This window comes from Micromonospora sp. LOL_021, from assembly GCF_048060215.1.
Taxonomy (GTDB): domain Bacteria; phylum Actinomycetota; class Actinomycetes; order Mycobacteriales; family Micromonosporaceae; genus Micromonospora_E.
Map to the genome: position 1 here is coordinate 66,513 of NZ_JBHMIN010000027.1, position 19,910 is coordinate 86,422.

The 19,910-nt window shown below is 69.5% G+C and carries 11 protein-coding genes, 1 tRNA gene and 1 pseudogene; 7 read left to right on the forward strand and 6 right to left on the reverse strand.

Going from position 1 to position 19,910, the window contains the following annotated elements; all coding sequences use genetic code 11:
• Positions 1 to 22: 22 nt before the first annotated feature.
• Together ACFHWT_RS18550 and ACFHWT_RS18555 are read right to left on the reverse strand one after the other, a co-directional pair.
• Positions 23 to 1,249, reverse strand: coding sequence for a sugar efflux transporter (locus tag ACFHWT_RS18550; protein ID WP_416595919.1), 1,227 nt, complete (start codon positions 1,247 to 1,249; stop codon positions 23 to 25).
• A gap of 5 nt (positions 1,250 to 1,254) precedes the next feature.
• Complete coding sequence (locus ACFHWT_RS18555) at positions 1,255 to 2,151, reverse strand: glycosyltransferase (protein ID WP_416595920.1); 897 nt, start codon at positions 2,149 to 2,151, stop codon at positions 1,255 to 1,257.
• A gap of 213 nt (positions 2,152 to 2,364) precedes the next feature.
• On the opposite strand from ACFHWT_RS18555, the gene ACFHWT_RS18560 reads away from it, so the two are divergent.
• The 3 genes from ACFHWT_RS18560 (at position 2,365) to ACFHWT_RS18570 (ending at position 8,125) form a co-directional block, all read left to right on the forward strand.
• Positions 2,365 to 3,498, forward strand: a complete 1,134-nt coding sequence (locus tag ACFHWT_RS18560; RefSeq protein ID WP_416595921.1) for a glycosyltransferase family protein — start codon at positions 2,365 to 2,367, stop codon at positions 3,496 to 3,498.
• 193 nt (positions 3,499 to 3,691) lie between these two features.
• On the forward strand, positions 3,692 to 4,957 hold the full coding sequence (locus tag ACFHWT_RS18565) for a helix-turn-helix domain-containing protein (protein WP_416595922.1): 1,266 nt from the start codon (positions 3,692 to 3,694) through the stop codon (positions 4,955 to 4,957).
• A 114-nt stretch (positions 4,958 to 5,071) separates the two neighbouring features.
• Positions 5,072 to 8,125 (forward strand): amino acid adenylation domain-containing protein, encoded by a 3,054-nt coding sequence (locus tag ACFHWT_RS18570; protein WP_416595923.1) that lies wholly within the window; start codon positions 5,072 to 5,074, stop codon positions 8,123 to 8,125.
• Here ACFHWT_RS18570 and ACFHWT_RS18575 read toward each other — a convergent pair whose 3' ends face one another.
• A complete protein-coding gene (locus ACFHWT_RS18575) occupies positions 8,126 to 9,343 on the reverse strand; it encodes a cytochrome P450 (RefSeq protein WP_416595924.1) in 1,218 nt (405 codons plus the stop codon).
• Positions 9,344 to 9,464: 121 nt separating this feature from the next.
• Between ACFHWT_RS18575 and ACFHWT_RS18580 the strand changes: the two genes are divergently transcribed.
• The 4 genes from ACFHWT_RS18580 to ACFHWT_RS18595 all read left to right on the forward strand — a co-directional run bounded on the left by ACFHWT_RS18580 (position 9,465) and on the right by ACFHWT_RS18595 (position 17,505).
• A complete protein-coding gene (locus ACFHWT_RS18580) occupies positions 9,465 to 12,377 on the forward strand; it encodes a type I polyketide synthase (RefSeq protein ID WP_416595925.1) in 2,913 nt (970 codons plus the stop codon).
• 218 nt (positions 12,378 to 12,595) lie between these two features.
• A complete protein-coding gene (locus tag ACFHWT_RS18585) occupies positions 12,596 to 13,066 on the forward strand; it encodes a hypothetical protein (RefSeq protein ID WP_416595926.1) in 471 nt (156 codons plus the stop codon).
• A gap of 31 nt (positions 13,067 to 13,097) precedes the next feature.
• Entirely contained in the window at positions 13,098 to 13,403 is a 306-nt protein-coding gene (locus ACFHWT_RS18590) for a winged helix-turn-helix domain-containing protein (RefSeq protein ID WP_416595927.1), read from the forward strand.
• 637 nt (positions 13,404 to 14,040) lie between these two features.
• Complete coding sequence (locus ACFHWT_RS18595) at positions 14,041 to 17,505, forward strand: discoidin domain-containing protein (protein WP_416595928.1); 3,465 nt, start codon at positions 14,041 to 14,043, stop codon at positions 17,503 to 17,505.
• A gap of 454 nt (positions 17,506 to 17,959) precedes the next feature.
• Here ACFHWT_RS18595 and ACFHWT_RS18600 read toward each other — a convergent pair.
• From ACFHWT_RS18600 to ACFHWT_RS18610, 3 genes and pseudogenes are all read right to left on the reverse strand, one after another.
• Positions 17,960 to 18,035: transfer RNA gene (locus ACFHWT_RS18600), tRNA-Lys, on the reverse strand.
• A gap of 326 nt (positions 18,036 to 18,361) precedes the next feature.
• Positions 18,362 to 19,414: an NAD(P)/FAD-dependent oxidoreductase gene (locus tag ACFHWT_RS18605; protein WP_416595929.1), complete on the reverse strand. Its 1,053-nt coding sequence runs from the start codon at positions 19,412 to 19,414 to the stop codon at positions 18,362 to 18,364.
• 232 nt (positions 19,415 to 19,646) lie between these two features.
• Positions 19,647 to 19,910: pseudogene (locus ACFHWT_RS18610) on the reverse strand (hypothetical protein); the annotation flags it as partial.

Consider the following 19,910-nt stretch of genomic DNA (forward strand, 5'->3'; position numbering starts at 1 on the left):
CCAGCAAGCGGGGCACCCCCGCTCAACCGGCGGCGGCCCGGACGCCTCCCGGGAGCCTGTCGCGCGCCCGACCCTGCCGGTCGGCGGCGAGGAAGGCCGTGGCAGCCGCGGTCAGGATCGCACAGGCGAAGAAGACGTTGGTGAAGCCGAGCCATTCGGCGACCACTCCGGCGGTGGCACCGCCCAGCAGAATGCCGATCTGGAACGAGCTGGTGTAGAGCGAGGAGGCCATACCGACGCGGTTGCCCATCGCGTCCTGCAGGATGGTCACCGGGATGCTCAGCACGATCGCGGTCCAGAGCGCGTTCGGCACCTGCAGCAGCACCAGCGCGAGCTTGGTCTGCACGAACGGGAGCGCGACGAAGAAGATCGTGGCGCAGGCGGTGGCGGCGAGCATGAGGCGCCCCTTGCCTATCCGGTCCGCGTATCGCCCGAGCACCAGGATCACGCCGACCTCCAGCGCCGCGCAGAGCCCGAGCAGCAGTCCGACGAACCCGGCGTTCAGGCCCAGGTCGCGAGTGATGAACAGGGCGACGTTGATCTGATAGATGTTGTTCACCGTCAACATCAACAGCACGGCCAGGATGAGCAACCACAGCGACCGACCGATGCCGGCGAACGGGTTGCCCCTGGCCTTGTTCTTGGTGACGGTATCGGTCAAATCGGGCAACAGCCAGCGGCACAGCACGCCCGAGGTCATGTAGAGCGCCCCGGTGAGCAGGTACAGCGCGGTGAAGCCCCGCGCGTCGATGAGGAAGAACCCCAGCGGCGGGCCGACGATCCAGCAGGTCGACGTGATCGAGCGCAACACCGAGTTGAGCAGGGTCGGGTTCAGCGAACGGGCGGAGGCGAAGTCTCGGTTGTAGGCGAAGATCTGCGCGAAGCCGGATCCACCGATGGCGAAGAAGACCGCGCCGATGGCGAACAGCACGTAGTAGTCGCGGATCGTCGAATAGGCCAGCGCGCCAGCGGCGGAGAAGAACGGGCAGAGCATCAGCAGGGTGCGCCGGTTACCGGTGCGGTCCGACAGCGCGCCCAGGCTCAGGCCGGCCGCCACCTCCAGCAACCCACGGCCGGTGAAGAAGAGTCCGATCAGCAGCGGGGTGGCCCCGATCGCCGTTGCCAGAAAGAGGCTGGTCGAGGTGTTGACCAACGCGCCGCCGAGGCCGACGAGCGCGGTGTTCACCATGAGGCCGCGCAGCGCGCCGTCGTTGACGAGTTGCGTGAAGCCGGTGCTCTTGCTCGCCACCGCGGTCACCTGGCGCCCGTGGAGGTCAACCTCGCCAGGTACTCAGAGCAGGACGGCAGACCGCGGTCGCGGATCTCCTGCTCGATCAGGAAGATGTCATGGTCCGGGCGGAGGCGGGTGATCGGGGTGTCGTACTTGGCCGCGAAATAGTGGTGGTTGGCCTTCGCGCTGCGAGTGTCCTCCTTGGGGTGCGGACAGTGCACCGCCACCGCGTCGCGGCTCAACAGGAAACGCGCCCCCCCGCGATGAAGGCGGTACGCCAGGTCGACGTCCTCCCCGCCCCATGACCGGTACGCCTCGTCGAACATCCCGACCGCATGGGCCTGCGCCGTGTTCACCGAGACGTTGCAGGTCCAGAAGATCAGCCAGGGCGCCGCCAACTCCCACAGCCGCTCGCCGTACCGGTGGTAGTACCACTCCCGTACGTCGGGCAGGGTGTCGTCCCGTGACAGCCGCTCAATGGTGCCGTCCGGGTCGGCCGGGTCGATCCGATCGGCGGCTGCGCGGATGTCGTCGGCGAAGCCCCATACGTAGCCGATGACGGCGGCCGGGCCGGCTGTGCCCTCATGGGCGGCGCAGTGCGCCGCCAGCGCGCCAGAGCCGAGCACCACTCCCGAGTCGACGAAGACGCTCACTGGGGCGCGTGCGGCCCGCAGACCCAGGTTGCGGGCCTGGGCGACGCGGAAGCCCTCGTCCTCCTGGAAGAAATACCGGATTCGGAGCCGGTCGTGGTAGCCCGCGACCAACGCCTCGGTACCGTCGTTCGAGCCGTCGTCGCAGACGATCACCTCGAAGTCGTCGGCGGGCAGGTCCTGCCGGATGAACGAGTCGAGGGTGTGCCGGAGCAGGGTGATCCGGTTGTACGTCGGCACGATGACGGAGCAACGCTGCGGTGTAGTCATCAAATTCGTCCCTCTTCTTATCGTGGCCAGGCGAGCCGGAGATCTCACCCCGACGATCGGGCGCCGGACAAGCCGAGTACGCCGAGCCCGGCAGGTTGGCAACTCCAACGAGCCGCACGCACCCTCACCAACCCAACTTTGCCACAGGTTGCCAAAATTTGCCTAGCTGTGCAGACTAAACGGGTCATCCGCCGACTCACGAGAGGACTTCTCATGACCGACGCCGGCCGTCCCGCGCAGGCACCCGCCGCCCCGACCCGGCGGGTGCTCGTCGGCGCCTGCGGGATGGGCAACGGGCACGCCTCGCGCCAGCTGAACCTGGTGCGCCAGCTGCAGGAACGCGGACATCGAGTGGCCCTGGTCACCTTCGGCGACGGGGTCGCCGCTCTCAACGACGCCTTCCCCTCCCACGTGCCCATCGCCGAACCCGCCCACTTCCCCGGCGGCTGGGTCGCGATGACGCCGACCGGCATCGACATCACCCGCAGCGCCGCCAACGGACGGGAGCTCGACCCGCGGGGCGATGCCTGGAACTTCGCCCTCTGCGAGCAGGTCGCCGAGCAGCTTGGCGACGCGCCCGAGGTGGTGCTGACCGATTACGAGCCGGCCAGCGCGCAGATCGCCTACCTGGTGGGTGCTCGCCTGATCACGACCGAGCAGCAGAGCAAGTTCCTGTTGTACCGCACGCCAGACGCCGGCGGCTACACCCGCTGGCACGAGGCGGCCAAGTTGAGGTACTTCTTCCCGGCCGCGGACGACCGGATCGCCTCCTCGTTCTTTCCGCTGGAGTGGGAGCGTGACGAGCGGTACGAGGGTCAGGTCATCGAACCGATCCTGCGCCCGGACGTGTTGTCGATGACGCCCGAGGTCGACGGGACCTCCGTGGTCGTCTACCTGTCGCCGTACGCCGCGATGCGCCAGGAGCCCGCCGAGTTCCTTCGCGTGCTCGCCGGCTTCCCGGAGGTGACGTTCACTGTCTTCAGCAAGACGCCGATCGGTGACGCACCGCAGAACGTGGTCACGTCCCTCTTCGACCGTCCGAAGTTCACCGAGGCACTGCGCACCTGCTCAGCGGTAGTCGCCACCGCTGGTCACCAGCTGCTGTCCGAGTGCCTGTACCTACGCAAGCCGGTCCTGGCACTGCCGTTCGACGTCTACGAGCAGCAGTTCAACGCGATGATGCTGGACCGCTGCGGGATCGGTGTTCATGGCGACCGAGAGCTCTCGGTCGACCAGCTACAGCGGTTCCTCGACCAGCGGCCCGCCTTCGCCCAGGCCGCCGACCGGCTCGCCACGCGTCAGTTCACCGGCTCGTCGGCCGATCTCCTGAACCGCTTGGGGTTGTGAGCCGCGTGCCTGCAGGCGACGCCCGGGCAGGTGCCGAACCGACTGGGCCGGAGGGGCAAGATTCCTGCCAGCACCTCCGTTAATCAGGGAATCCTGCCTGACAAGTTTGTCAAACTGCGGAGGGAGAGGCACACTTCAGGTCCCACAGCGCTCGAGGTCGGTGCTACCCGGGCCGCTCCAGGACGAGGGTGAGATGCTCGAACAACCGGCTTTCGGCGAACACCTGCGGGCCATGCGCGTCAAGCGAGGGCTCTCGCAGGCTGCCCTGGCCGGCGACGGGATGTCCACCGGGTATCTCTCCCGTCTCGAGTCGGGCGCCCGCCGGCCGAACAGCCGGATCGTCGGGTACCTGGCGGAGCGGCTCGGCGTGCCGGTCGCTGAGCTGGCAGCGCCCTCGGTCGGCGGGTCCGGCCCACCGTCCACGCAGACTTCGTCGCTCGTCCAGTTCCTCGCCGAGGCTATCTCCACCTCCGCTGACGACGGGACGACCGAGCAACTCACCGAGGCGCTGCACGACACCGACAGCTGGGACCCGGCACTGCGCTGGCAGGCGTTGTGGCTGCTGGCCCGCACCTCGAACGGCAAGGGTCGCCACGACGAGGAGCTCACCCTGCTCACCGAGCTGACCCAGCTCAGCGACGAGCTGGGTGCGCCGCAGCTGCGGGCCCGGGCGTACATCCAGCTGTCCCGCTGTATGCGCCTGCTCGGCGACAACGGGTCGGCCCGCAAGCACGCGATGACGGCGTGGCAGGCCGCCGAGGGCCTGTCGGTGGCGGACCGGGCCGGTGCCCTGCACGCACTGGTCTCCGCAGAGGCTGAGCTCGGCCGGCTGACCGAGGCATGGATTCATGCCGACCAGCTCTGCAGACTGACCGAGCAGGCTGCGGGCACACTGCAGGTCGAGGCGCTGTGGGCGGCGGCCACTGTCCGGATCCGACAGGGCGACTATCGAGCCGCCCAGGATCTGCTCGAGCGTGCGCTGCTCGGGCTCGACGGCCGCCAGGACCTGCTCCGGTGGATCCGGCTACGACTCGCGGCGGCTTCCCTCTATCTCCAGCTCACTCCCGCCCTCACCGAACCCGCGCAGGCGCTGCTGGACGAGGTCACCCCGGTGCTACGGGTGGTCGGCACCGAGCTGCACGCCCAACAGCTGACCGCACTGCGCGCCCACCTCGCCGTCAAGCAGGACCGACTGGACGAGGCTCGAGCGATCTGCGCGCAGATCGACGGGCAGGCGCTGCTGCTGTCGTTCCGGGACCGCATCCGGTTTCAGGCGCTGTGCTGCCGGCTGCGCATCCTCGACGGCGACCACGAGCACGGCGTGCGCACACTGAAGGACCTCGCGCAGCAGGCGCAGGAGGCGCGCAACCCGGAACTCGCAGCAGAGGTCTGGCGCACCATCGCCGAGACGGTGACCCAGGACATCTCCCAAACCACTGCCGGAACGGGTGCCCACTGACCGGGGTTGCCACTCTTGGCAACCGGTGACAACATGGCAGAGGTTGGCGCTAGCCATGCAGATGTGTCGCCAGCCGACGGGAGGCACTCAGTGCAGACCAATCCGATACCGCCGGTGGGGCCCGCCCGTCTCGACGAGGGCTTGCACCAGCGGGTGGCCCGGACAGCCCGGTGCCGGCCCGGGTCCACGGCGCTGGTCGCCGAGGATCGCCACATCAGCTACCGCGAGCTGGACGCAACGGCGAACGCCTGGGCCGCCCGGCTCGCCGCCGAGGGCGTGACCGCGGGTCATCAGGTGCCGATCGTCCTGCCACGCGGGACGGACCTCGTGCTCGCTCTCCTCGCAGTACTCAAGACAGGTTCCGCCTATGCGCTGCTGGACCCGGCTTGGCCCGCAGCACGCCTGCGGGAGGTCACCGCAGTGCTCCACGCGCCGCTGCTGATCGCCGCCGAGCCGGTCGCCGGGCCCGACCTTCCGGTGTGGACACCTCGGGTAGACGAGGCAGCCGCACCGTCCGGATTCCGGCCCGCCGAAGTCAGCGGGGACACGGCGTGCTGTGTGTTCTTCACCTCGGGAACCACCGGACGTCCGAAAGGCGTGCTCACACCCCACCGCGCCACCGCCCGGCTCTTCGCGGTCGACACCTTCGCCACCTTCGACGAAAACACTGTGATTCCGCTGGCCGCGCCGGCGCCATGGGACGCATTCTCCCTGGAACTGTGGGCGGCACTCGCCAACGGCGGCACCTCGGTGATCGTCACGGAGCCGTACCTGACCGCCGACGGGCTGCGCGACGGCATCCGCCGGCACGGGGTTTCCACCACCTGGCTGACCAGCAGCCTGTTCAATATGCTGGTCGATGAGGACCCAGATGCGTTCGCCGGGCTACGCCTGCTGATGATCGGTGGAGAACGTCTCTCACCCACCCACGTAGGCCGGTTTCTGCGCCGCCACCCCGGCGTCGTCCTACTCAACGGATACGGTCCGGTGGAGTGCACCGTGTTCGCCACCACCCACCGGATCTCACTGGCCGACGCCGAACACCCGGACGGGGTGCCACTGGGCCGTCCCGTCCCGGAGACCGGGGTGCACCTCCTTGATGGCAGCCGGCCGTGCGCGGACGGCGAGATCGGCGAGATCTGCCTCACCGGCACCGGGCTGGCGCTGGGCTACGTCGGTGACGAGGAGCAGACCGCGCGCAAGTTCGTGACGATCCGGGTCGGCGACCAGGAGGTACGTGCGTACCGCACCGGCGACCTCGGGGTCCGAGACGCCAGCGGGCTGCTGCACTTCCGTGGGCGCGCCGACCGGCAGGTGAAGATCCGCGGCCATCGCATCGAGCCGGCGGAGATCGAACGCAGGATCATCGCCCTGCTACCGGTACGCTCCTGTCGGGTGGTGGTCGACCGCACGGGCGGCCCTGAGCCTCGGCTGATCGCCTGGTGTGTGCCAGAGCAGCCGGATGACCCGCTCGGAGAGGCGCTACCGGTACTCCGTGAGGCGCTTCCCGTCTATCTGTTGCCCGCCGAGATCCGGACGATCGCCGCCTTTCCTGTGACGCCGCAGGGCAAGCTCGACGAACGGGCCCTCCTGTCACGCGCCGTCCCCGCCGGTCGCCATGCCGCCGGTAACGGGCACGGCGAGCGGCCGGCCGGCATGGCTGTGGTCGTCGCCGAGGTCTTCGCCGAAGTGCTGGGCCGCACCGGGGTGCCGCTGGACGTGTCCCTCAGCGACCTGGGCGGTAGCTCGCTGGACATGGGCCGGGTCTGCGCGCGCCTGGCAGATCGGCTGGAACGGCCGGTCCCGCTCGCCCAGCTCCTCGACCATCCGACCGTCACCGGGCTGGCCGGCTGGCTGCAAGGAGCCGACCCCGGTGCACGGGCGGACACGGGTGCACCGGCGGACACCGGCGACGCCGAGGTGGGCGTCGTCCCGCTCACGCCCATGCAGCTGATCTTCCTGACCCGGCATCTGCTCGACCCGACGGACCTGACCTCGCACTGTCTACTGGCCTGGGTGATCGACGGCGAGCTCGACCACGAGGCGCTCGAGTCCGCGATCGCCGCGACGCACGCCCGGCATGAGCCGCTGCGCGCGGCCTACCTGGGCGACCCCCGGCCGATAGCACGGATCACCGAGGTCGACCCGCCGCCGCTGGAGAGACTGCCAGCGCAGCCGTCCGTGCCAGCCGCCATCGCGGCGTTGCGTGCGCTCTTCACCAGCGAGCTGCTGATTGAGGATGCGGATGTGTGGCGGGTGGCCGTGTCACCGGCCGGGGACGCGACCGTGCTCGGGATCGTCGTGCATCACATCGCGTTCGACGGCTGGTCGGAGTCGGTGCTCGCACGGGACCTGGCGGCGGCGTACAACGCCGCCCGGCGTGGTGCGCCGCCGCCGGACCAGCCCGCGCCGCCGGCACTGGCCCGCGCCTACGGCGACTACATCGAGCGGCTCGCGATGAGCGGCCTGGTGGACCAGCGTGAAAGGTTGCGGATCGAGCTCGCCCGGGTGCCGTCCCTGCACTGGCCGGTCTCGCCCGGACCGGATCAGGTCGCCGGCACCGGCCTCGTCGAGGTATCCATCGAGCCGGACATGGTGGCCGCAGTTGACGCCGAAGCCAAAGCCGCTGGTGTCAGCCGATTCGCGGCGTTGCTGCATCACTACGCGGTCTCTCTCGCCGAGGTCACCGGGCAGCGGGACTTCGCCGTGGGCATCCCGGTCGCCCAGCGGCACGGAGCCCGCTCAGAGCTCGCCGTCGGGTGCCACATCGCGATGCTGTGCCTGCGGCTGCGCGGCGCAGCGCTCGGTGAGGGACCGGGCGCCCTACGGGCGGCCCAGCGCGACTTCGCAGCGGCGTTCTCGGCACAGGACGTGACGTTTCAGGATATGTTGCAACTGCTCGATCTGCCCGGCGGAAGCCGACCACCACTGTTCCAGAACCTCTTCGCCGTGCAGGACAACGCGCCCGGGGAACTCGCACTGGATGGTGCCCGGACCACCTTCGTTCGCCAGCCCTATCTTGACCTGCCCCTGGAACTGCACGCGGAAATCTGGCCGGGCGAGGACGGCGGGTTGCGGCTGACGCTGTACTTCCGGCGCGACGTGATCGCCGAGTCGACCGTCGAAGAGATGAGCAAGCGAATAGGCGAGCGGATCCGCAGGCTCTGATCACCGCGGTGTCAGGCGAATCGGCAGCGTCTCGGGCCCAGCGACTGCGATGGACCGCACCCGGTGCGCCGGACCGGCCGGTTCGATGAGCCGGATCCGGTCCAGCAGTTCGCTGTACAGGATCCGCATCTGTGCGCGGGCCAGCGTGGCACCCAGGCAGAAGTGCTCCCCGATACCGAGCGCGAGATGACGGTTTGGGGTACGGCCGATGTCGAAGTGGTCCGGGCTGACGAAGACATCTTCGTCCCGGTTGGCCGACGCGACCCAGAGCACCAACCGATCACCGGCCGCGATCCGCTGATCGCGGATGACGCAGTCCCGGGTGGCCGTCCGCATGCTGTGCGTGGCACTTGACGTCCACCGCAGCACCTCCTCGACGGCCGTCGGCAGCAAAGACCGATCGGCACCGAGCCGCTCCCACTGGTCGGGGCGCGCCAGGAACGCGGCCATTCCGCCAGCGATCGCCAGCTGCCCGTTCTCGGTGGCACCAACGATGTTCTCGCAGTTCAGCAGGACTTCTTCCTCGGTGAGCAGGGCACCGTCGATGGTGCCGCCGAGCAGGGCACTGACCAGGTCGTCGGCCGGCTCGGCGAGGCGACGCTCCATCAATCCGATGAAGTAGTGCATCAGCTCCTGGTGCGCGGCCAGCGAGACACCCGCCTCGAATGCCTCGTTGGTCCAGCGGAACAGCTTCTCGTGGTCGTGTTCCGCAACGCCCATGATGGAGCCGATCAGATACATCGACAGCCGGCCTGCGACGTCCTGCACGAAGTCGACGACCGGCTCGTCGACCACCCGGGCGAGGATGGCGCGCACCGAGTCACGCATTGACTCTTCCAGCCATCGGACCGAGCGGGTGGTGAACCAGCCCGCGACGACCGCACGCAGTTGCCTGTGCCGGGGCGGGTCCGTGAGTGCCAGCGTCATACCGCCGCCAGGGTCCTCGCCCCGGTAGGCGGGGCGCAGTAGCACGCCGCGGCGGGACGAGAATGTCTCCGGGTCGCGGTAGACGGCTCGGACGTCCTCGTACCGAGTCAGCGACCAGAATGCCGGCAGGTCGCCGTCGGGATGGCGCAGCACCGGCGCGTGGTGGCGCATCCAGCGCCACGCCCGGTGCGGGTCGCCCTCGGCGTGCAGCACCGGATCGGTGAGCCGGTGCAGGCAGACGGGCTCGTCCAGCAGCCGGGTCGGCTCAGCGGCGTGCGATGTGGATCGCATCCTCTTCTCCATCCCGTCGGATCAACTTTGTGCCAAGCTTGTCAAGAGGTTGCCATAAGTTGCCTAGTGCGGCAATGTTGGGTTCGGCCCTGATCGCCGCATCTTCCTCCGGAGGTCGTCCATGGAACGGGACCGCGCTCTCGACGTCGCTGTGACCGGGGTGTCCGCCCGTCTGCCGGGCGTGACCGACCTGGACTCGTGGTGGGACGCCGTTGAGGGCGGGGCGGTCCTGACCCGCCGAATGACCCGCGCCGAGTTACTCGACGCCGGCGTGCCGGCCGAAGTCGCCGGCGCGGCGGGCTACGTCCCCGTCCGCGGTGTACTTGCCGACGTCGATCGCTTCGACCACCGGCTGTTCGGTATCAGCGCCCGTGACGCCGAACTGATGGACCCACAGCACCGGTTGATGCTCGAGGTCGCCTGGTCTGCCCTGGAGGATGCCGGGATCACGCCGCAAGCGGCACCCGGCGACAGTACCGGCCGCAACATCGCCGTTTTCACCAGCGGCAGCGGCAGCGGCTACCTGCGAGCCATGCTCTCCGGCGGACCACTCGACCCGCTCACCCTGGACCAGGCCCTGCACGGCACCGAACCGGACTTCATCGCCAGTCTGATCGCCTACAAGCTCGGGTTGACCGGCCCGGCGCTGAGCGTGCAGACCGCCTGCTCCTCCTCGCTGGTTGCCGTGCACTTCGCCACGCAGGCCCTGATCAACGGCGAATGCGACACAGCCCTGGTGGCGGCCGCCGGCATCGACTTCCCGCAGGGCGGCCACCTGCACGTCGACGGCGGCATCCAGTCGGCCGCCGGGCAGTGCCGGCCGTTCGACGAGCACTCCGACGGTGTCGTGGCCGGTTCCGGGGTAGTGGCCGTGGTGCTGCGCCGGCTCGCCGACATCGGCGACGGCCCCGATCCGTACGGAGTTCTGCTCGGCGGTGCGGTCAACAACGACGGCGCCGCCAAAGCCGGCTACTACGCGCCCTCACTGACCGGTCAGGAGGAGGTGATCCGGACCGCCCTGGCCGTCGCCGACGTGCCCGGATCATCCATCGGCTATCTGGAGGCGCATGCCACCGGTACCCGGATCGGCGATCCGATCGAGTGGGCCGCGGCGAGCGCGGCGCTGGCTGCCATGGGTGCCGCACCGGGCCAGGTCGCCGTCGGCGCGCTCAAGGCCACCGTCGGCCACCTCGACGCGGCGTCCGGCCTGGCCTCGCTGATCAAGGCGATGCGGGTGGTCAGGGACGGCGTCGTCCCCCCCGTCGCCGGGTTCACCGCGCTCAACCCGCTGCTGGACGCCGAAGGATCGCCACTGCGCGTGCCGACGGCTGCGGAGCCCTGGACCGGGCCGGTCCCCCGGCGCGCTGGGATCAGCTCGTTCGGCATTGGCGGCACCAACGCGCACATGATCGTCGAGGCACCGGAGCCCGCGCCGGCCCGGCCCGTGGCACCCGTCCGGGACCGGGTGGTCATTCTGTCCGCCTCTGATCCGGAGGCTCTCGACCGGACGGTGGAACGGACGACAGCGCACCTGCGCCGCGAACAACCGGACCTCGCCGACGTCTCCGCAACTCTGGCCGTCGGTCGCGCCACGCTGCCGGAACGCCTGGCGGTGGTTGGCCGTGACAGCGCCGAAGTCGCCGAACTGCTGCAACAGCGCCCGCTGCGCACACGTGGCCGCGCGCCGGCCGGGCCGGTTCCGGTAGCCTTCCTACTCCCCGGCCAGGGCTCGCAGCGGCCGGGGATGGCTATCGGGTACGCAACGGCGCTGCCCGGATTCAGCATGGCGCTGCAGGAGTGCCTCGCCGTGTTCCACGATGAGCTGTCCGAGCGGCTGCGCCGCGCGCTGTTCGACCCCGCCTTCCCGGCCGACGAGCTAGCCCGCACAGAGCTGGCACAGCCGGCCCTGTTCGCGGTCGGCTACGCGACCGGGCGTGCCCTGGCCGGACTCGGCATGGCGCCATGCGCTCTCCTCGGCCACAGTCTCGGTGAGATCACCGCGGCGTGTCTCGCCGGCGTACTCGAGCTCGCCGATGCCGCTCGCTTCGTCGTCATCCGAGGGCGTGCCATGCAGTCCTGCCCGCCGGGCGCAATGCTGGCTGTCGGCTGCGATGCCGACACCGCCTGGGACCTGATCGCCGGATCGGGCGCCAACCTGACGCTGGCAGCGGTCAACAGTCCGGCCAGTTGCACCCTATCCGGCACCGAACAGGAGGTGGAACGGCTGCGCCGGCACATCGGCGACCGGGTCTTCGCCCGCCGGCTGCACACCAGCCACGCCTTTCACTCCCGGCTGATGGAGCCTGCGGTGCCCGAGCTGGCTGGGGCGCTCACCGGGGCGGCGCTACGTCCGGTGATGACACCGCTGGCCGGAAACCTGACCGGGAAGATTGTTCCGGTCGGCGGCACCGTCACCCTCGAGGCACTGGTAGAGCAGGTGTGCCGGCCTGTACTCTTCGGCGACGCCGTCGCCGCGCTTGCCCGGCAGCATCCGCACTGCGTAGCTGTGGAGGTCGGCCCTGGGCAAGCCCTTGCCACTGCGACCGCAGCCGCCGGGCTGACCGCAGTGCCGCTCGATCCCGGTGGCGGGGACCCCGGCCGGGCGATCCTCGAGGCCCTCGGCCGGCTGTGGACCCTGGGCGTGCCGGTGCCGCCACACGCCCTCGGGGCTGGCGAGGGTCGGCGCATCCATCTGCCTGGCTACGCCTTCGCCGGGCCCCGTCTGCTCGCACCCGAGGTGAACCGCAGCCCGATGGTAACGGCTACCACCGTTACCACGGCTACCACGGGAAATCCCGATCCCGAGGTGACGCTGCCGAAGCTCTGGGCCGAGGTACTCGGGCAGGACGATCTCGCCAAGGATGCGGACTTCTTCGCCCTCGGCGGCGACTCCCTGCTGATCACCCAGCTGGCCCGGCGCATCCATGACGAGTTCGGCGTCCGCGTCCCGCTGCGCGAACTGCTGGCGGGCCGGACGCTCGGCCGACAGACCGCGCTGGTCCACAGAGCCCTGACGAGCATCGCCAACGCCTGAGAAGGCGCGGCATCACCACCCCGTCCGACGGCTCCTGCGGACCGGACCATGCGGATGTCGCTGGTCCTCGGTCGGCGCGTATGGATTCTCGAGCCTCGGGACTACTTACGCGCGTGCAGCCTACGGATCCAGAAGTGGACGTGTCTCCGCGCTCCAGCCGTGACTTGCCGAGGCGGAAAGTCAAAGCTACTCTTTCCGCACTGGAAAGAGAGGGACCTATGGTCATCTTCCCCGACGACCCCACGCCGGATGAGGCGACGAGGGCCTTGACATCGATCGAGCAGATGAAGCAGTTCGGGCTGAGCAAAGGCCTGTATTCGCGGCGGTTTGCCGCAGCTGTGTCAGCGTGGTCCGCCGCCATGGGGGTCGCCACCGTCTTCGACGGCCCACTCGCTACATGGATCGTCGCGACCCTTCTCATCGCCGGGCTCGTGGCCCTCGGCGCGTGGCGGCACCGTGTCGTGGCGCGGGTGAGGGCCGTGCACGGCACTGCCGAAGCCTTCGCCATCGTCGTGGCCGTACCGCTGGTGATACTCGGACTCGGATTGTTCGCAGCTCAGGCGTTCGACGCGTCCCGGCAGTGGTGGATCCCGTCGGCGTCCGGGGCGGTCGCGGGTCTGATGCTCTTCACGGTGCTCGAGCTTCTGCGCCACTCGACTCGACGAAGGGTCACGGGACGACCGTCATGAGCGCCGGCACCCCCGCGTCCACAACAACGCCGTGGTGACCGTGCCACGCCTCGATCCGGTCATCCACGCGCCCCACCGCCTGCACATCTGTTCTCTGTTGACCCCCCTGGACGAGGCCGAGTTCCAGGTGCTGCGAGAGGCACTCGGGATCAGCGACTCGGCACTGTCCAAGCACATCAAACAGCTGGAGGATGCAGGCTACCTCAGGCTGCGCAGGGCTACGCTCAACGGTCGCCGACGGACGTGGGCGCAGCTGACGCGTACCGGACGGCGGGCCTTCGCCGCACATGTCGATGCACTGATGGAGATCGCATCGCTCGCGCACACCTCCCAGTAGTGTCGTGTGGTTGCCGACGCCGCGATCGGGGCCTCCCGTCGGCTCGCGGATCGGGACCGCGATCGAGACCCGCCCAGGGATCGCGGCCTGCACGGCTCGCACCGGCAACGCCGGATCGCTTCCTCGTCGTTTGCGTCCAAGGACCACGACATCTCCCCCCACCCGGTTTCCGACCACACCAGCGCCCCGACGAGCCCACCTGCGGCTCAGGACGACCGACGTGTCGACGACGCGCGCAGAGGAGTACGGACATCCGTGCGCATGACTTCTGAAACTGACGGCTGGTGACATCACCGCGATTGCGTGATCACCGGGCGAGCCGTTGACCAGGCGTTTCGGGGCCAGCTCGGTCTCTCCGGGGGCGTGACAAGCGGGTGAGGCCGCATCCCACCCGCCAGCGTCATCCCTCGCCCCCGCGTCGGCAGTCTGACCGGCGGTCGGCCGTGAGCTGATCGACGTGGGGCTATTAGGCCAGACGGGATCGCTGTTCGCAGAACCGGCCCGCCCGACAAGATCACAGTCTGGTCGTGAACCTCGGGGCAGGGTCGGTTCGTCATGTTGATGAAGCCTGCTGGCGGGCACGGACGATGCGGGCCGATCAAGGTTCGGCGACGGAAGCAGAGATGACGACATGCAGATGGACCGAACACAGGCACCGGGTTCGGCGGCGCTCCGCTGGCTCCGCGACACGGTCGCCATCGTCGGCGATGCCGAGGGTGGGACGATCGCGGAACTGGCCCGGTCGATCCCTCCGGTCGCCGGCGTTGTAACGGTCGTTGGGCAGCTCAGCGGACCGGCGGACTGGCGAGCGGTTACCGAGTCGCTCCCGATCGCGGTTCCCCCGCGCACCTCGGCGATGCTGGCTGTCGCCGGCGCCGGCTCAGCGGCGGTCGGCGTGGCGGGCCCGGCCCCGGCGGCGGTGGTCGCCGAGCAGCTCGGGTCCGAGGTGCTGGCCCCGGCCGGTCGGCTGCTCCTGGTTCCCGGTGCTGCACTGTTCGCCGTCGAAGGGTTCCGACGGTTCCGCCCGGGGGCAGCGCCGGTTCCCGCCGGGCGGCGGCACCCGGCGCCCGCCTGGGAGGCCACTATAGATTCTCTCTCGGCGGGCAGCAGCCACGGTCTGACCCGGGTCGCGATCCCGGCTGGCCTGTGGGTCTATCCGCAGCGACCGGATACGACCGCACCGGGACCGGACGATCTGGCCTACGCCATCCCGGTCGATGTGGAGCGGCCGGTCCTGCTGGTCGGGCGCCCCGGTCACCCGACACCTGATGTGGACGAGGTGGCGGCAGTGGTTGACGCCCTCCCGGTCGAGCTCCGTACCCGCCTGATCGTCGTGCCCTACGGCCCCGGAGCGATGGTCTGCCGAGAGCTGACCCGGACATTGTGTGACCGCTGGCGCGGCACCGTCACGATGGCTACCGGTCTGCCGACGCTGGACACGGCTGGCCGGACGGTGGCGATCGCTGTCGACGCCGAACCGGCACGCTGCTGGCCGCAACCCGTCCGCCAGATTGTCTTCCCGCCGTCCGGGGTGCCTCGGGTGATAGGGCCGGTCGAGGCGCTCGCCAGCCTGGCCTCTGCTGGATCCGCTCCGGCCGAGACCACCATCTACCGGTGGAACGAGCGATGGGTGGTCGAGGCCGTACAGTGCGGGTTGTGGGTCCGCCCGCCGTTCGCCGGCCGACACGGTCCGGTGGTGCGTGACCGGCCGTGGAATCCGGACAGACTGGAAGTCTTCGTCGGAGTGCCCGGCAACCCGCCAGGCGACGACGTCCGGTCGGTGATACACGAACTGTTGGCCCGGCTGCCTGCCGCGGCTCGTCGGCGGGTCGTGATCTCCCCGGTGGAGGTAGCGAGAGATCTGGGGCTGGGCCTCGCACCGAGTAGCGACGCGCCCGACATCGTGCTCGTCAACGACGGAACTGAACCGCCCGAGTGGTGGCGGGCCGATCCGCGGCTGTTCTCTGTGCTGGTTGGTTCCGCTGCCGGTGACCAGGTGGTGACCCAGGCCGGTGAGGTAGGACCGGGCGAGCTCGGCGAGATCGTCGCGACGCACGATGGATGGGCCGGGCGGCCGATCCTGTTGCTGTCGGCTGATCCGGTGCCACGCGAGTTCTGCCAACGGCTGTCCGACCAGATCCAGGCAGCGGTGGTCAACGGCGGCCCGCCCAACGGTGACTGGTCAGCAGTCCTGCCCCGGCGGATCGGGCGGGACGAGCCGAGATCGGTTCAGCTCACCGGCGCGTTTCCGTTTCTGGACGACGACCTGACGGCACTGGTCGAGGTGCCGCTGGGAGAATCGGCTCGGGCGGGCCGACCGGCGGACTTCGGTATCCGGTCGACGCTGGACCTACGAGTCAAGCGGGATGCTGCCGGCAAGGTGCATCACCGGGACGCAATGCCGCCGACCACCACGCCCATGCCCGACCCGGTACTCGTGGTCGGTCGGGGCCCGGACGCCGACCGCCCGTTCCGATTGTTCGACATCCCGGCCGGAGTGTGGTTCGTAGCCACCGCGGTCGCGACGCAACGGCCTGGATGGGCGCACAGTGGCGTCCGGATCAGGCTGGACGTCGAGCAGATTGACCAGGTGAACCTTCAGTTGCTCGCCAACTACCTCGGTGCCGAGGTCATGGTGCCTGCTGACCGGCTCCACGACCATCCAGGCGGAGACACCGCAGGCCTGTGGCATACGCGATCCCGCTCGCCAGCGGCGCACCGCAGTGAGCCGGCGCGGGCGTACGCCCACCTACCTCAGGCCGAGCACCCGGACGTCACGGCCGGCATCCGGTACGCAGTCGCCCTGCGCGGCCTGCCAAATCGTGCGGTACCTGCGGATCCGCCGGTCGTGTCAAATCCGCCGGTCGTGTCAAATCCGCCGGTCGCGCGTGCCCTGCTCGAACGGCCGGCACCGGTCTCTCGGCCCGCCGGGCGTGGCGAACAGGCGTGGGCCCCTGTCGAGGCACCGGGCGACCGAGTCGGTCCGGCGCCCGGCGGTCCGCTCGTCAACCGTCTCCACCAGCGAGCAGATGACGCCGAGCTTGCCGACCCTGAGACTGACGACGTCACCGAGCCGTCGGCTCATCCGACATCTGAGGTGATCCCCGCCGGGGTGGCCCCGACGGAAGTCAGGGCTGGGGAACCAGACGAAGTCGAGTCCGGGCCGGCGGCGGCCATCACCGAGCGGGACGCCGGGACGCCCGAGGCGCTGGTGATCCCGAGCCCGACGCGGCAGAAGCCGGTCACCGACCGGCCGCCGGCTCTGATCCCTGTGCCGGTGCCGGCACTGTCCGCTCCCACGGTACCGCTCCGGGTTTCGGCACCCGCCGAGCAGCCGGCCACACTGCACACCCGGCATGTGCGGGCTGGTCTCGTGGCGGCGGCATTCGTCGCGATCGTGGCGCTAGCCAGCGGTGCTGCGACGCAGATGCTGGACGCCGACGACGCGGTGGCCGAGCCACCCCCGTCGGATCTTCAGGTGACGACCGCACTGGCACCGACACTGGCGGCCATGCCCGGGGCCGAGGGCGTCGAGTCGGCTACCCCGCCGGTCACCCCGGCCGCCGCGCCGTCGACGGTTGCAGTCGGCCGGACAGAACCGGCACCGGGGCCGACGACCGCCGGCCCGCCGGCTCCGGTCCGGACGACCGCCCCGGCACCGGCCCCGGTCCGGACGACCGCCCCGGCCACGCCGGTCAGCGGGCGGACGAACTTGGGCGGTCGCAATCTGGCCCTCGGTGCCTCGGCGACCGCATCCAGCATCGAGGGCACGAACTGGGCGGCGAAGCTCGCCGTTGACGGCGACGGGAGCACCCGGTGGAGCAGCGCGTGGCAGGACCCGCAGTGGATCAAAGTTGATCTCGGTGAAAACTGGGTCGTTACCGAGGTACGCCTATTCTGGGAGTCCGCCCACGCGTCGGCCTACCGTGTGGAGCTGTCCCGCGACGGGGTGAACTGGACGACGGTGTTCAGCACCAGCAACGGGACGGGCGGCAGCCTGGTCGTTGACGTGCCGTCGCTCGTTGCTCGCTATGTGCGCATGTACGGCACCTCCAGATCGGGCACCTACGGGTACTCGTTGTACGAGTTGGAAGTACGTTGACGCCGAGGGGTTCGTGCGCCGCCGCCTGCGGCGGTGCACGAAGCCCAAGCACGGGAACGGATCTGGAACCGGCATGACGCGCGTTTGGTACTTGGACTGCGACGCCCGACGACGAGCGGTACCCGGAGCTGCTGAAGGACCGGGGCCAGCGGACAAGGCGTGCGCCGACGGTGCGGCCGTGATGTCGCCGATCACGCGCAACCGCAGCCGGTAGTTGACGAACTTCTACATGATGCCGCCCGGAATGGCCGGGTTGCAATCGGCGGCGAGCATGCTCACCCGGCCCGGCCCCCCGCTCTGCGTACCACATGCAGCCGCAGCCGCAGCCGTCAACGCGGTCGTGGGCGTCTTGGGTGTTCGCTGGGCGCTCCCCGCATAGCGGGTCATATCCGACAAATCTGGCCGAATAGAGGGTGGGCTAGCCATCGACTGGTGGCTATTTTGCCAGGTCATGTGGTGGGCCGCCTGGGACTCGAACCCAGAACCTAAGGATTAAAAGTCCTCAGCTCTGCCGATTGAGCTAACGGCCCGTCAAGGGCCAACCCTACTCCGCCTGGCCGCGGCTGCTGCATCCGCCCGTCTGCTGCCCGGGTCTGGGGCTGTCGCGGCTGACGGGTGACGGCGGGTGTCGGTGTACGGGCTCCAGTGCAGAGCCAGGTACGCCAGACGTACACACGCCGGGATGTCTGCCGATTCGGATCCGCCGGCGGCTGCGGACGCAGTGGCCTCCATCCGCTGTTCACGCTGGGTTACCAAGAGAGTTGGGTAGGTGCACCGGCTCGCGGCAGATCCGGATGGCGGCCTCGCCGTCCCGACGGTGTACCTGGCCTGTTGAATACCGGGTTCGGAGCTTCGGTCAGTGTTCGACGTCCGGCCGGAACCGGGCCGGCCGTACGCCGGCCAGTTGCTCAGCCTCGATTCCGTCCACGATTTCTGCGGCGACGAGCCGCGCGACGGTTGGGGCCAGAGTGACGCCGGAATGCATCACGGCGACGTAGACGCCGCCCACGCCCGGAACGGGACCGACGATCGGTAGCGCGTCGGCCGGCATGGGCCGGGTCCCAAGGCGCGCACTGACCAGGTGGACGTCCTCGGCGTCGAACGTGGCGACGAGGCGGCGCAGCACCCTCTCGCCTGCTCTCTGCAAGTCCTCGTGACTGGTCTCCCCCTGATAGCTAGTGGCAATCAGCAGGTGACCGTCGGTGGCTTCACGAACCTCCAGATCCGGGGTGGCGACCAGCGTGCGAACCAGGCCAGGTGGCCCGCTAAGGCGTATCAGCAGCGCTGGCGACGGCGCGACGGGCAGATCGAACCCCAGCGGCCCGCACAACAAGGGGGCGTCGACACCGGCGGTCACCACGACGATGTCGGCGGGCAGGTTGCCGGCGGATGCCCGCACTCCCACGACCCGGCCGTCGCGCATAGTCAACGCGGTGACGGCGGAGTTGGCTATCAACTGTGCGCCATGGTTCTGAGCCGCACGCACCAGCGCCTGTGTCACGGCAACCGGATCGACCGCTCCGTCGCTCCCGAGGTGCAGGGCGCGCGTCGGCGGTACTCGCAGGCGCGGCTCCACCCATTCGACCTCCGCAGCGTCGAGGAGACGCTCCGCCGGTCCCGTGCGGACATCATCGAGCTGGTCCGCACCCCATATCAAAGCGCCATGCCAACGCACCCGCACGCCCGGCACGTCCTGCTCCAGGCACCGGTAGTCCGGCACGACGTGGCACCGTAGGGAAGTGCTGGCGTCCGGCACGTCCGCCCCGCGTGGACCACCGATCCAAGCGAAAGAGTCTGCGGTCACTCCACAGGCTGGAACCGATTTGTCCAGCAGAACGACCTCGGCTCCAGCCCGCGCCACCTCGAACGCCACGGCAGCGCCGACGATCCCGGCGCCCACGATCACCACTCGTGTCAACTACTCTCGGATCCCTCGCTCCGCGACAAGCCGGCATCAGCCTCTCGTACGCGTCGACCCACATAGCGACCATACCTAGAAACGCGGCTTCCGCTCATCGGCAGATCCGCGCGTCGAGGGATCGACAGTGCCCAGCGAACCCTCACGCAACGTCACCAACCTTGACCGTCGCCACGTCGAGGGGTGGCTCTGTCAAGTTTTCGGTGTAACTGAGGTGAAATAGCTACTTGCGTCCGGTACGGAGTCGGCCGTCGAAGGCGATCTCGAAGGCGTTCAGGGCCGCCTTCCAGCGGATGGCCCAGCGTTTGCGTCCGGTGCCGGTGGGGTCCAGGGACATCACCGCCAGGTACACGCACTTGAGCGCTGCCTGCTCGGACTCCGCTGGCAAATTCGCTGTGTGTCGCTGCCAGGCGGGTCGGGCGTGGCTGCTCAGGCTGTTGTCTGGTGGTGACGGAGCTGATGGTCGGGAGTGGTGGCGATGTCGTTG

What these genes read in the sequence shown, in the direction of transcription:
- ACFHWT_RS18555 (WP_416595920.1), bottom strand. Translation starts at nt 2,151, where the DNA reads ATGACTACACCGCAGCGTTGCTCCGTCATCGTGCCGACGTACAACCGG.
- ACFHWT_RS18560 (WP_416595921.1), top strand. Translation starts at nt 2,365, where the DNA reads ATGACCGACGCCGGCCGTCCCGCGCAGGCACCCGCCGCCCCGACCCGG.
- ACFHWT_RS18565 (WP_416595922.1), top strand. Translation starts at nt 3,692, where the DNA reads ATGCTCGAACAACCGGCTTTCGGCGAACACCTGCGGGCCATGCGCGTC.
- ACFHWT_RS18575 (WP_416595924.1), bottom strand. Translation starts at nt 9,343, where the DNA reads ATGCGATCCACATCGCACGCCGCTGAGCCGACCCGGCTGCTGGACGAG.
- ACFHWT_RS18580 (WP_416595925.1), top strand. Translation starts at nt 9,465, where the DNA reads ATGGAACGGGACCGCGCTCTCGACGTCGCTGTGACCGGGGTGTCCGCC.
- ACFHWT_RS18585 (WP_416595926.1), top strand. Translation starts at nt 12,596, where the DNA reads ATGGTCATCTTCCCCGACGACCCCACGCCGGATGAGGCGACGAGGGCC.
- ACFHWT_RS18595 (WP_416595928.1), top strand. Translation starts at nt 14,041, where the DNA reads ATGGACCGAACACAGGCACCGGGTTCGGCGGCGCTCCGCTGGCTCCGC.